The sequence below is a fragment of the Geomonas limicola genome (genome assembly GCF_014193675.1).
Classification (GTDB): Bacteria; Desulfobacterota; Desulfuromonadia; order Geobacterales; family Geobacteraceae; genus Geomonas; species Geomonas limicola.
Window position 1 is genome coordinate 428,428 of the sequence record NZ_BLXZ01000001.1, and the last position, 13,124, is coordinate 441,551.

Genomic DNA, 13,124 nt, shown 5'->3' on the forward strand with positions numbered 1-13,124 from the left:
AAGGGGGCGCATTGACAAGAGCTTTAGAGCGTAATATCAAGAATTTCAGCCTTTAGAACCAGTCCCAGACTACCTGTGACGCGAGCCTGCTCCCCCATTTTCACACCGCCCAACCAGATAATCCTGTCCCGGCTGATCAGCACCGGGATACGCCCCCGTTCCGGCACCGGGATCTTGGAGTTTATGAACACGTCCTTCACCTTCTGGCTACCGGCCATCCCCAGCGGAGCGAAACGATCGCCGGGACGAAACGAGCGCACGGTCCAGGGGAAGGTAGCCGCCTCGGGATCGAAATAAGCCACCGTCGACGCTCCCGCGAGGCGCTCCGGGCGCTCCACGAGGGATACCGTGAGCATCCTTTCCCCGGGAAGCCGGTAGCTCCCCGGCCCGGCAACGGCGAACTCGAACGCCCCTCCAGCAGGCACTGGGGCAGCGAACCAGAGCCGGTCGTAGCCGCGCCACACCAGGCAGGCGCCGGGGAGTTTCAGTTGGGCGTTGGGGCGCTCCGCCAGGACCAGGTGGTCGATGGCCTCCAGGTGGGAAAGTGCGATGCGCTGCAGGTCGCCGCGCTGCGCAGCGAGGGCACGGCGGTAGAGACGCAGCCTGAGACCGCGCGGTTCGGCGGCCAACCCCGCTACCGAAAAGCTGGGATCGGTTGCTCCGGGAACCGTCAGCCGCCGGTAGGCGCTTTCGGTCACCTGCTCGAGCACCTCTTCGTCGGCGGCCAGTATCTCGGCGGTCGCCGCCAGGCGTTCTGAGACCTTCGGGTTGTACCGGCCAAGGATCGGCAACAACTCGTGGCGGATGCTGTTGCGCAGGATCGCGGTGTCGGCATTACTCGAATCGGTACGCCAGGTTAGCCCCCTTCCCTTCAGGTAGCACTCGATCTCGGCGCGAGAGAGGCGCAGCAAGGGGCGCTTCAGCATGCCGCGGCTCAGCCCCATGCCGCGCAGGCCGGTCGCCCCGGCACCGCGCAGCAGACGCATCAGCACCGTCTCGGCCTGGTCATCGCGGTGGTGGGCGAGCGCGATGCACCCGGCCTGGTACGCCCGGGCCACCCGGTACAAGAACTCGTAGCGCGCCCGTCTTCCGGCATCCTCAAGCGAGGTCCCCCACTCTTTGGCCAGCGCGGCGACCTCCCGGCGCTCACCGGCAAAGGGGAGCCGATAGCCGGCGGCAAGCCCGGCCACGAACTCCTGGTCCTTATCGGCGTGTTCGCCCCGCAGGGAATGATTGAGGTGGGCAACGACTAGTCTCAGGTCCCCATCGAACCGGTGCAGCAGATCGAGCAGGGCGACCGAGTCTGCCCCGCCGGACACGGCGACGACAACGGTGGCGCCCGGTGCGAAGAGCTTCAAGGCTTTGATGTGGGCTAAGAGGTCAGTCAAGCAGGCAGGCTCCTGTCGGACGACGGCCGCGTGCTTTCGGTGGGACGGGTCGAGCGGGTAAAGGTTTCAGGCATTCTTGAGCGTGCACTCCTTCTCCCAGGCGAGGTAGCCGTCGCCGGTGATGGCCCAGAAGGATTCGATACGCCCTTCGTAGTAGTCGCGTTCCGCGCATTCCGCCTCGATCGCCTGCAGGAACTTGAGCGAAATGAGCTGGTGTCCGTGCAGGAAGCGGTAAAAGGCCTTGATCCCCGCGAGAAACCGGTCGATCTCGGCAATGAGGGGGTCAATGGTATTGACGATGTACCAGTTGCCGGCGAACTGGCGCACGATGCCGGGGCGCTCATCGAAGATGCTGCGGGACTTGATGGAGACCACGAAATCCCTGACGAAGTAGTCGGCGGCGCCCGCCAGCGCGGTCGCCTCCTCCGGAGAGAGGCCGGCATCCATGCTTTCGTTATAGAAGCGGTGCAGGAGGTCCTTGCAGAGCCTGTCCACGCGCACTTCGTCGTCAAGCGTGGCCGGTACGAACTCCCGCTTGTCCACCTTCAATAACTCGAAACCTTCCTGGCAACGCTCTCCCATGAAATCCTCGCGCAAAAAAATCTAGGTTCTACGTTCTATGTTGTTGGGGACTAGCTCCGCAGGTGCCTGTCCCCTTTTGTTGAACTTTTACCGGCTGCCCTCGCAGTAGGGGCGAATATTTATTCTCCCCTACGGAGTGCCAAGCCAAGGCCCGTGGTTTCTCCGTGTCTCCGTGGCTAACCCGCCTCTACTGCTGTTTCCTCGGATCCAGCGCGTCCCGGATCCCCTCCCCCACCAGGTTGTAGGAAAGGACGGTGACCAGGATGGCAAGACCCGGGAAGAGCGACAACCACCAGGCAAACTCGATGTAATCCTTCCCCGAGGTGAGGATGTTCCCCCAACTCGGCGTGGGGGGCTGCACCCCGATCCCCAGGAAGGAGAGTGCACTCTCGGTAAGGATGGCACCGGCCACCCCCAAGGTCGCCGACACCAGCACCGGCGAGAGCGCGTTGGGGAGGATATGCCGGAAGATGATGCGCCGGTCCGACGCCCCCAAAACCCGCGCCGCCGAGACGAAGTCACGGCTTTTCAGCGAAAGTACCTCGGCACGTACCAAGCGCGCGACCCCCATCCAGCCGGTGAGCCCGATGATCACCATGATGTACCAGATGGAGGGCTCCAGCATGGCGATCACGGCGAGGATCAGGAAGAAGGTCGGGAAGCAGAGCATGATGTCCACCAGGCGCATGAGCACGGTGTCCACCCACCCGCCGTAGTACCCGGAAACGAGCCCGACCACGGTCCCGATGGCAACGGCAATACCCACCGCGACGAAACCGACCTTGAGCGACACCCGCGCGCCGTACACCACCCGGGTGAAGACGTCGCGCCCCAGCTCGTCGGTCCCGAAAAAGTGGGCAGCCGACGGGGGGAGCAGGACGTGCCAGGCATCGATGGCATCGGGGTCGTAAGGGGTCAAAAACGAGGCGCACACTGAAAGCACGAAGAGCGCCACGATGATGCAGAGCGCCGCGACGGCAAAGCGGTTCGCCGTGAAACGCCGCCAGAACTCCTGGAAGGGTCCGCGCCCGGGTTCGCTCATTTCAGCTCCTCCCGTGCCGGATGCGCGGATCGGCAACCGCGTAGCAGAGGTCGGCCAACAGGTTGCCGACGAGCGTCAGGCAGGCACCGATCACCAGGATCCCCATGACCAGCGGGTAGTCGCGTGCCATCACCCCCTGGTAGAAGAGCTGCCCCATCCCGGGAATGGCAAAGATTGTCTCGAAGATGACCGAACCGCCGATCAGCCCGGGGAGCGAAAAACCCAGGAGGGTGATCACCGGCAAAAGTGCGTTTTTCAGGGCGTGCTTGAAAATCACCACGCGCTCCTGCAACCCCTTGGCGCGTGCCGTGGTGATGTAGTCCTGGGAGAGCACCTCGAGCATGGTCGAGCGCATGTAGCGCGACAGGCCCGCCAGGCTTCCGAAGGTGGCGATCGAAATCGGAAGCACCAGGTGCTTGGCGAGGTCCCAGACCCGGCCGGCTGCGGAGAACTTTTCGTACCCCAGCGAGTGAATCCCGGAGATGGGGAGCCAGGAGAACTTAACGCCGAAGAAGTACATGCACAAAAGCGCGAGCCAGAAGGTAGGCACCGCGAATCCGACGAAGACGAAGACCGAGATGCCGCGATCCAGGAGTGAGTCGCGGCGTACCGCGGCAAGGATGCCGATTGGGATGGCCAGCCCGAATTCCAGGATGAGCGCGATCACGTTGAGCGACAGGGTGATCGGGATGCGCTCGACGATCTTGTCGGTCACCGGGCGGTTATCGGGTGCGAAGGAGCGGCCGAAGTCGAGGTGTGCCAGGTGGCCGAGCCAGCGCAGGTACTGCACGTGCAGCGGCTTGTCCAGCCCGTAGAACTCGCGCAGGCGGGCCCGCGAGGCCGCCGAGACCTTGGGGCTCATGGCGGTCTGCATCTCCACCGGCTCGCCCGGGGCAAGGTGGATCACCGTGAAGGTGATCAGCGTGATCCCGAGCAGCAGCGGAAAGAGCATGGCGATGCGTTTTATCAGATAGTTGGCCATAAAAACCTAAGAAACTGTTCTAAGTTCTACGTTCTACGTTAAACCCGACCTGATTGACGCCAATCTTCCCTTCGCGAAAACGCTCCCCCCTTCAAGGGGAGGGTCGGGTGGGGATGGGGCAAACGCCGACACGAATTAGTGCTGCTGTTCCGCCTCGGGCACGTACCACTTGATCAGGTTGTACATGATCCCCGCGGGTGCCGGCTCGATCCCCTGGAAGCGAGAGGCGACCGCCGGCAGCGCGTCGGGGACATAGAGGAACGTGTAGGGCTGCTCCTGGGCCAGGATGTCCTGGATCCCCCAGTAGCACCGCTTGCGCTGCTCCTGGTCGAATGTCCCTCTCCCCTCGATGAGCAGGCGGTCCACCTCGGCGTTTTTAAAGCCGATGAAGTTAAGTTCCTTGGGCTCGGTCTTGGAGGAATGCCAGACGTCGTAGAGGTCCGGGTCCTGACCGATGGTCCAGCCCAAAAGCACCGCCTCGAACTTCCCCTTGTCGATGAAGTTGGTGAGGAAAGAGGCCCACTCCATGACCCGGATCTTCACGTCGATCCCCACCCGTTTCAGGCGACGCTGGATGATCTGGGCGCACTTCATGCGCTGGTCGTTTCCCTGGTTGGTCATGATGGTGAAGCTAAACGGCTTGCCGTCCTTCGCCAGGATGCCGTCGGGTCCCATGACGAACCCCGCCTCTTTGAGAAGTTGTTGCGCCTTGGCCGGGTTGTACTCCGGATCGGCCACCTGCGGTTTGTAGGCCCAGGTCCCCGGCTTGTACGGCCCGTGGGCGATCTGCCCCATGCCGAGCAGGACCCCCTGGATGATCTCTTCCTTGTTGATGGCGTGGCTGATCGCCTGGCGCACCCGGCGGTCCTTGAACAAGGGGAGGCGCAGGTTGTAGCCGAGATAGGTATAGGCCGAGGCCGGGTAGCGGTACTTGTTGAAGCGCGCCAGGAACTCCGGGGTGTTGGTCTGGCGCTGGTACTGCACCGGGGAGAGCCCCATGGTGTCGATGCCGCCGGCCTTGAGCTCCATGTACATGGTGGAGTTGTCCGGGATGATCCGGTACACGAAGCGGTCCAGGTAGGGGCGCCCCTCCCAGTAGGCCGGGTTTGCCTCCAGGGCGAGCTTTTGCCCCGGGATCCATTCCTTGAAGGTGTAGGGACCGGTGCCGATGGGGCTTCGGGCGAGCGGGCTCTTGGTGATGTCCTTCCCTTCCAGTAGGTGGGCGGGAAGGATCGCGATCCCCCAGGAGGCGAGCGCCGGGGCGAACGGTTTATCGTAGGAGACCTGGAAGGTGTAGGTATCCAGCGCCTCGGCCTTCTTGACCTGCTTGAAGTCCTCGGAGTAGGCGGTGGGGGTCTTGGGATCGACGGTGACCCGGTAGGTGTAGAGCACGTCGCGGGAGGTGAACTCCTTGCCGTCGTGCCACTTCACCCCGGGCCGCAGGTGAAAGGTAATGGTGAGGCCGTCCGGGGAGACCTCCCAGGAGCGGGCCAGGTCACCCTCGAGCTTGAGGTTCTTGTCGTAGCGCACCAGCCCGTTGTAGACCAGGCCGGCCACTTCGTGCGAGGCGGAATCGGAGGCCAAAAGCGGGATCAGGGTGTTGGGCTCACCAATACTCCCGGTGATCAGCGCATCGCCATAGGCCGGTGCCCCCCCCTTGGGGCGGGCCAGCGACTTCTGTTCGGGAGCACTCTGGCCGCAGGCGGAAAGCTGCAGGGCGACCAGAAGCAGGGTGAACAGGCGACGCAGGGTCATTTATCGCTGCTCTCCTGACGGCAGTGCTTGATCTTCTCGGCCAGGTCGGTACGTTCCGGCTCGAGCTTCTGCAGCTTTTTGTAGATGGCAATCGCCTTCTTCGCGAGATGACCCGCGCAATAGGCGTCGGCCAGGTGCCCGAGCACCGTGGCGTCCTCGTCGGAGAGTTCGGCCGCGCGTTCCAGCTGGTAGATCGCCTCCTCGTAACGCTTGAGCTTGAAGTAGGTCCATCCCAGGCTGTCCAGGATGAAGCCGTCGTCGGGCTTCAACTGCACCGCCTTTTTCAGGTAGCCCAGCGCCTCTTCCAGGTTCACCCCCATCTCGGCGTAGGTGTACCCGAGGTAGTTGAGCGCCTGCGGGTCGTTCGGGGTCGCGGCAATGGTCTTCTTCATCATGGCGACCGACTGATCCCGCTCACCGAGCTTGTCGTAGAGGATCCCCAGCCGGAAGGTGACCCGCGGATCGGCCTGCATGGTCTCGTTCATCGACCTGAGCACCTCGACGCCGTCCTTGAAACGCTCCAGCGACTCGTAGAGACCGGCGAGCACCAGGTAGGGTTCGATCTTGGTGGGATCGCGCTTCACCTCGTCCTTCAAAAGCCGCAGCCCCCGGTCCACCTCCCCCTTCTCCTTGTAGAGGTAGGCCAGGTGTCCCAGCGCGTCCAGGTAGTAGGTGGAGCCGACCGGGACCTGGGCAAACTCCGCAATGGCCGAATCAGGCTCTTCCATCTCCTCGTAGGCGGACCCCAGGTAGAAGCGGACCTGGTGCGCGTTCGGCTCGACCGCCAGGATCCCCTTGAAGGTGGTCACCGCCTCGTCGTAGCGCTCGAGCTCGAGGAGCAACAGGCCGATCTTGCGCTGGGTCTCCAGGCTCTCGCCGCCGTCGCGCTGCAAAAGGGCGAGCGCCTCGTCCAGTTGGCGCTGCTGGATGTAGAGCTGCGCCAGGTGCTGCACCACGTTCACGTTGGAAGGGTTCACCTCGAGGAGGTTCTTATAGGTCTCGACGGCATCGGCCAACTGCCCCTGGGTCTCCTGCTGGATCGCCATCTCGATGAGGGCCTGCTCGAAATCGGGCTTGAGTTCGACCGCCTTCTTGTAGTAGGTCAGCGCCTCGCGCGGCAGCCGCATCTGGTCGTAGGTCTTGGCCAGGTAGTAGTAGCCAAGCGGCGAATCCGGCGCCGCCTTAATGAGTGCCTTAAGGGTGTTGACCGCCTGCTCGTACTCGAAGTTCTTCAGGTAGAAGATGGCGACGTGCAGGTAGACCTCTTCGCGGGTCGGGTCGAGTTCCATCACCTTCTTCAGGTAGGGGATCGCCTCCTTCTCGCGCTGCATGGTCACCAGGATATTACCGGCCAGAAGCTGGGCCTGCACCAGGGTCGGGTCCAGCTTGATGGCGGCCTCGCACTCGGCGAGCGCCTCCTCGGGCTTACTCTGCTGCAGGTAGATCTGGGCCGCCGCGGTGTGCAGCGAGGGTGCGGTCGGGTCCGCTGCCATGGCGCTCTTCAAAAGGGTGAGCGCCCCCTCGGTGTCCCCCGCCCCGGCACGCAGCCTGGCGAGTGAGAAGAAATAGAGGGTGCGTCCCTCGGTGGTGGTCGCCTCGTAGGGGATCTCCTGGGTGGGGACGGCAGCGGCATGTTCGGTGGCGCAGGCGGTGAGCAGGGAACACATCAGCAACAGCGCGAGATACTTCGTGGTCATGGGGTACCTTGGATTCCGTGGTAGGTATGGGCGCGAACCAAAAAAACGCGACACCGGCCAGGACACATTATCCTGCAGATGGCGCGATATCACATGAAAAACTAGCATAATTAGGTAGCAGCGTCAAACACCAATTGCTTTCCAATTAGCGACTTGCGACGCGTCGCTACCGTGGTACAATTCTCAAATAAAATCATCAGGTTAAGGCCAGCCATGATCCGCAAGCTGAAAAAATCGCTACTTAAACCTACCGCATATCCGGCACCGACGACGGCCGTTTCTCTCATTGAGACGCATGTTTCGTATATTTTCATTACAGATGAGCTGGTGTACAAGGTCAAAAAGCCGGTGGATTTCGGTTTTCTCAACTTCACCACCCTGGACCGCCGCCGCTTCTACTGCGAAGAGGAAGTGCGCCTGAACCGCCGGCTCTGCCCCGATATCTACCTGGGTGTCGTGGAACTGCGTCAGGGGCAGGAAGGGCTCCGCTTCGAGGGGACCGGGACCCTCGTGGACTATGCCGTGAAGATGAAGCGACTCCCCGAGGAGCGCATGCTGCAGCGCATCGTCGAGCGCGGTGAGCTCGCCCTGGAACAGCTCGATGAGCTCGCCCGGGTAATCGCCGCCTTTCACCTGGAAGCGGCGCGCGGCCCCCACATCGACGAGTTGGGGAGTGTCGCGGCCATCCGGGCCAACTGGACCGAGAATTTCCAGCAGATCGCACCCTACCTGGGACGCACCATAAGCCGCGGCGACCTCGCCTTTATTGAGCAGTGGATAGCGGAGTTCCTCGATACCCGGCAGGGGCTTTTACAGCAGCGGGTCGCCGAGGGGTACATCCGCGAGTGCGACGGCGACCTGCACCTGGGCAACATCTGCCTGACCGACCGGGTCTGCATCTTCGACTGCATCGAGTTCAACGAACGTTTCCGCTACAGCGACACGGCGGCCGACGTGGCCTTCCTGCTCATGGACCTCGACAACCTGGGACACCCGGAGTTCTGCGAGCCGTTTCTCCAGCGCTACCAGGAGACGACCGGCGACCACGGTCTCACCGAGGTGCTCGACTTCTACCGGATCTACCGGGCCTTCGTGCGCGGCAAGGTGACCAGCCTGAGGCTTTCGGAGGAGCTTTCCGAGGAGGAGGCCGGCAAACTCGCGGCAGCGGCGAACCGCTACTTCCGCCTGGCCCGCGGCTACTGTCTGCGCGAGCGTCTCGCCCCCATGCTCATCGTCACCTGTGGGGTGATGGGAAGCGGCAAGAGCGCCCTGGCGGGCGAACTGTGCCGCGACCTGGGGCTCACCCTTTTGAGTTCCGACCGGGTGCGCAAGGCGCTTGCCGGCCGCGCCCCCACCGAGAGGGGCAAGGAAGGTTACGGCGCAGGGATCTATTCCCCGGAGAGTAGCGAGGCTACCTACCGGGCACTTCTGGAACGCGCACGGGAGGAGCTGGTCCGGGGACACGGCGTGGTGGTGGATGCCACCTTCCGACGCCGCGGGGACCGCGCCGCCTTTCAGGCACTGGCCGAAAGCCTCGGGGTGCCCTACCACCTGGTCGAGATCCGCTGCGAGCGCGAAGTGCTGGCCCGGCGCCTGCGCGAGCGCAGCCTGGATCCCAGCGTCGTTTCCGACGGCCGAGTGGAGTTCCTGGAGCGCCAGCTGGCCGAGTTCGAGGCACCAGGCCCGGGAGAGGCGCTGGTGGTGGACAGTGGCCTGCCGCTTGACCAGGAGGTGGACCAGGTGCTCGAGGGGCTGGGGGTATTGCCATGAAGACGCGGCTGAGGGACGGGGTCATCAAGAAGCTCAAGCTCACCGACAGCTGGGTGATCTGTTTCGTCCTGGGCTTCATCATGATGAACTACCCCTTCATCAGCATTTTCAACAAGCCGCTGCGCCCCTTCGGCATCCCCCTGCTCTACCTGTACCTGCTGTTAGGCTGGGTCTGCTCCATCTTCATCGTGTACCTGTTCAGCCGCGCCGAGCGGCATAAAAGCGACAAGGAACGCAGCTGATGCTGAATGTCGATCTGGTCTGGGGCACCGCGCTCCTCTACATTGCGCTTTTATTCCTGGTCGCCTACTACGCCGACCAGCGCCAGAAGCAGGGGCGCTCGCTCACCGCGAACCCGACGGTCTACGCCCTCTCCATCACGGTCTACGCGACCTCCTGGACCTACTACGGCAGCGTCGGCAAGGCGGCCACCAGCGGCATCGACTTCCTCCCCATCTACCTGGGCCCCACCCTCACCGCATTCTCCTGGTGGTTTTTGCTGAAGAAGATCGTGAGGATCTCCAAGCAGAACAACATCACCTCCATCGCCGACTTCATAAGTTCGCGCTACGGCCGCAGCCAGTGGCTGGGCGCCCTGATCACCGTGATCACCCTGATGGGGATCATGCCCTACATCGCCCTCCAACTGCGGGCCGTCTCCACCTCGTTCGCCATCATCACCGGGTACCACGACTTCCACTTCGGCTTCTTGGAGAGCATCTCCCCCTTCTCGCCGCATCCGGGGATTTTTTCGGCCCTCCTGTTGGGGATCTTCAGCACCATCTTCGGCGCGCGGCACCTGGTCTCGGCCGAGCGTCACGAGGGGCTCGTCGCGGTCATCGCGCTCGAATCGATCGTCAAGCTGGTCGCCTTTTTGAGCGTGGGGATCTTTCTCACCTACGGCGTCTTCGACGGCATGGCGGACCTCTTTGAGCGACTGTACGAGCGCGACCCGGCACTTCTCGTCCGGCTCACCACACTGGGGAGCCCCGGCGGCAACTCCTACGCCTCGATGTGCACCGTGCTACTCCTCTCCATGAGCGCCGTGATGCTGTTGCCGCGCCAGTTTCAGGTGATGGTGTTGGAAAATTCCGACGAGAGCCACCTGAACCAGGCAGCCTGGCGCTTTCCCGCCTATATGTTCCTGATGAACCTCTTCGTGATGCCGATCGCACTTGCCGGTATCCTGTTGACCGGCGGCGTGCGCGGGGCGGACTACTTCGTGCTCACCCTCCCCATGCAGGAAGGCCACCAGTGGCTTGCCCTGGTGGCCTTCCTGGGGGGCTTCTCCGCCTCCGCCGGCATGGTCATGGTGGAAAGCGTCGCCGTGTCCACCATGCTCTTCAACCACGTGCTGATGCCGGTGGTGACCAGCTTCAAGCCGCAGAACTGGTTCCCGGCGCTGCTCATCACCCTGAAGCGGGCCGGCATCATCCTGGTGGTGCTTTTGGGGTACCAGTACCAGGCCATCGTGGGTGACAGCTACACGCTCGCGAACATGGGGCTCATCTCTTTTTCGGCGGCGACGCAGTTCGCCCCGGCGCTCATCGGCGGTCTCTACTGGCCGCGGGGTAACCGCACGGGCGCCATCGCCGGGCTCGTATTGGGCTTTGCCATCTGGTTCTACACCCTGTTGCTCCCGTCACTGGTACACGCCGGCTGGTGGGACACCAACCTCCTGGTCTCCGGCCCCTTCGGGATCGAACTGCTGCGCCCCCAGGGGCTCTTCGGGATGACCGCCCTCGACCCCTTGAGCCATGCCCTGTTCTGGAGCATGTTCCTGAACATCTCGGCCTACCTTGCCTTCTCCATCCTCTGCGGCCAAAGCGAGAAAGAGCGCGACCAGGTGAAGAAGTTCGTCCAGGTCTTCGCACCGGAGAACGGCTCGCCACACCGCGAAACCAAGAGGCTCTCCAAACCGGTCACCATCGTACAGTTCGTCAACCTCATGTCCAAGTTCATCGGAGAGCCCCAGGCCCACGCGGCGATCGCCGAGTACCTGGGCGAGCGGGAGATCGACGGGCGCGGCGGGGTCTCCGAGTTCGAACTTCCCAACCTGAAGCGCTTCGTGGAAAAGACGCTGGCGGCGTCACTGGGTGGAGCTGCGGCCGGCGCGGTAGTTGAGAGTTTTCTCTCCGACATCGGCAGCCGCATGGAGTCGGTCTACGATATCTTCTCGACGGTGCGCACCTCGCGCGACCAGAGCCGCGAGGCCCTCTACGTGCGGCTGAGGGCCTCGGAAATCATGAACCGCTCCCTGGATCTCGACATCATCATCGAGGACCTGCTCACCCTGATTCTGCGCGAATTCAAGCTCGACCTGTGCGTGGTCAGGCTTTTGAACGAGACAGGGCGCCTGGAGGTGCGCACCTACAAGGGCGAAGGTGGCGCCGAGCTCACCGCCGAGGAACGCCTCCTGGAGATCGACACCCACGTGGGGGAGGCCTTCTTGGGACGGCGCCCGGAGTTTTTCAACGACACCGCCTTCATCAGCAAACCCTTTGCCAAGGAGATCTTCCAGCGCGAGGGGATCAAGTCGTTTGCCCACATCCCGATTGCCAGCGAAGGCGCACCGCCGGTGGGGGTCCTCTCGGTGTTCTCCCGTTCCATCGTAGGGCTTTTCACCGAACAGTTCGTGGAGCTTCTGGAGAGCCTTGCCGGGCAGCTCGCCCAGGCAGTGCATATCGTCAACGAACGCGAGGCGCGCGAACGGGAACGCGAGCAGAAAGAGGCGGCACTTCTGGAGAACGCCCGGGTGACCCGGGACCTCGAACTCGCCAAGCAGATCCAGCTGTCGCTCTTGCCCCTCGAGCCCCCCGGCGTCCCCGGGGTGAGCCTCGCCTGCCGCTGCGTGCCGGCAAGCCACGTGGGGGGCGACTACTACGACTTCTTCCCGCGCGGCGGGGAACTCGTCGACCTGGTGATGGCCGACGTCTCCGGGCACAGCGTCGGAGCCGCCCTCATCATGGTCGAGACCCGCAGCGTGTTGCGCGCCCAGATGCAGGCGATCCGCTCCCCGAGCGAGGTCCTGGGGGTGTTGAACAACCTGCTCTACGACGACCTGAGCCGCGCAGAACTCTTCATCACCATGTTCTGCGGCAAGTACGACACCGCACGCCGGGTCCTCACCTTCTCCAACGCCGGGCACACCCGTCCCCTGCTCTTGCGTGAGGGGGGATGGCAGGAACTCGACGCCGACGGCCTGATACTGGGGGTGGAGAAACGGGTGGTCTTCGAGGAAAAGACTGTGCAACTCGCCCCCGGGGATCTCCTGTTCCTCTACACCGACGGCATCATCGAAAACGAGAACAAGGAAGGCGAGTTTTTCGGGGTTCCCCGGCTGTGCGACCTGTTGACCGAACTGCACCACGAGCCCGCCGAGGCGATCATCGAGGAAGTGCTCGCAAGGCTCAATGCCTTCTCCGCCCCGCGTCCTTTACAGGATGATGTTTCCATGGTAGTCATGAAGGTGCATTAGCCGGAGGCTTTAGGCGTCCTTGCCAAAAAGCACCGGTTATAGCACAATGATTTTGAGCTTATCGGACCTCACAAAGGAGAATGCCATGAATCTGGAACAAGAAACGAGGAACGACATAGTCATTCTCTACGTAAAGGAGGAGCGTCTGGATGCGCACAACTCGGTCGATCTGAAAGCTGCGGTCCAGAAGCTGTTTGAGGAAGGCAAGAAGAACGTACTGGTAGATCTTAAAGAAGTGCGTTTCATTGACAGTTCCGGATTGGGTGCATTGGTCTCCGGCTTCAAAAATGCCATCTCGCACCAGGGCAACCTGAAACTGTCGTCGCTGCAGTCCCAGGTCAAGTCGATGTTCGAGCTGACCCGTCTGCACCGGGTTTTCGAGATATTCCCCTCCGCACCGGAAGCCGTCGAGAACTTCCAGTAAGAGCGA

At 62.8% G+C, this 13,124-nt stretch carries 11 protein-coding genes; 4 read left to right on the forward strand and 7 right to left on the reverse strand.

Translation table 11 applies throughout. The features are described 5' to 3' along the window. Positions 1 to 23 precede the first annotated feature (23 nt). The 7 genes from tilS to H7688_RS01805 all read right to left on the reverse strand — a co-directional run bounded on the left by tilS (position 24) and on the right by H7688_RS01805 (position 7,733). On the reverse strand, positions 24 to 1,388 hold the full coding sequence (gene tilS, locus H7688_RS01775; RefSeq protein WP_183359307.1) for a tRNA lysidine(34) synthetase TilS: 1,365 nt from the start codon (positions 1,386 to 1,388) through the stop codon (positions 24 to 26). A 66-nt stretch (positions 1,389 to 1,454) separates the two neighbouring features. Next, a complete protein-coding gene (locus tag H7688_RS01780) occupies positions 1,455 to 1,970 on the reverse strand; it encodes a hypothetical protein (RefSeq protein WP_183359308.1) in 516 nt (171 codons plus the stop codon). A 187-nt stretch (positions 1,971 to 2,157) separates the two neighbouring features. After that, complete coding sequence (opp4C, locus tag H7688_RS01785; protein WP_183359309.1) at positions 2,158 to 3,012, reverse strand: oligopeptide ABC transporter permease; 855 nt, start codon at positions 3,010 to 3,012, stop codon at positions 2,158 to 2,160. Position 3,013: 1 nt separating this feature from the next. Continuing rightward, complete coding sequence (locus tag H7688_RS01790; RefSeq protein ID WP_183359310.1) at positions 3,014 to 3,994, reverse strand: ABC transporter permease; 981 nt, start codon at positions 3,992 to 3,994, stop codon at positions 3,014 to 3,016. Between the two features lie 135 nt (positions 3,995 to 4,129). Beyond that, positions 4,130 to 5,749 carry a peptide-binding protein gene (locus H7688_RS01795; RefSeq protein ID WP_183359311.1) on the reverse strand — a complete coding sequence of 540 codons (1,620 nt, stop codon included), beginning with the start codon at positions 5,747 to 5,749 and terminating at the stop codon, positions 4,130 to 4,132. Further along, entirely contained in the window at positions 5,746 to 7,446 is a 1,701-nt protein-coding gene (locus tag H7688_RS01800; RefSeq protein ID WP_183359312.1) for a tetratricopeptide repeat protein, read from the reverse strand. The genes H7688_RS01795 and H7688_RS01800 overlap by 4 nt, the downstream gene beginning before the upstream one ends. A gap of 110 nt (positions 7,447 to 7,556) precedes the next feature. Beyond that, entirely contained in the window at positions 7,557 to 7,733 is a 177-nt protein-coding gene (locus H7688_RS01805; RefSeq protein WP_183359749.1) for a hypothetical protein, read from the reverse strand. Between the two features lie 40 nt (positions 7,734 to 7,773). On the opposite strand from H7688_RS01805, the gene H7688_RS01810 reads away from it, so the two are divergent. The 4 genes from H7688_RS01810 (at position 7,774) to H7688_RS01825 (ending at position 13,118) form a co-directional block, all read left to right on the forward strand. Then, on the forward strand, positions 7,774 to 9,216 hold the full coding sequence (locus H7688_RS01810) for a bifunctional aminoglycoside phosphotransferase/ATP-binding protein (RefSeq protein WP_246329676.1): 1,443 nt from the start codon (positions 7,774 to 7,776) through the stop codon (positions 9,214 to 9,216). After that, positions 9,213 to 9,458, forward strand: a complete 246-nt coding sequence (locus tag H7688_RS01815) for a hypothetical protein (protein WP_183359314.1) — start codon at positions 9,213 to 9,215, stop codon at positions 9,456 to 9,458. Before H7688_RS01810 ends, H7688_RS01815 begins: the two co-directional genes overlap by 4 nt. Further along, positions 9,458 to 12,694: a SpoIIE family protein phosphatase gene (locus tag H7688_RS01820; protein WP_183359315.1), complete on the forward strand. Its 3,237-nt coding sequence runs from the start codon at positions 9,458 to 9,460 to the stop codon at positions 12,692 to 12,694. The genes H7688_RS01815 and H7688_RS01820 overlap by 1 nt, the downstream gene beginning before the upstream one ends. An 85-nt stretch (positions 12,695 to 12,779) precedes the next feature. Then, on the forward strand, positions 12,780 to 13,118 hold the full coding sequence (locus H7688_RS01825; protein ID WP_183359316.1) for an STAS domain-containing protein: 339 nt from the start codon (positions 12,780 to 12,782) through the stop codon (positions 13,116 to 13,118). Positions 13,119 to 13,124: the final 6 nt, after the last annotated feature.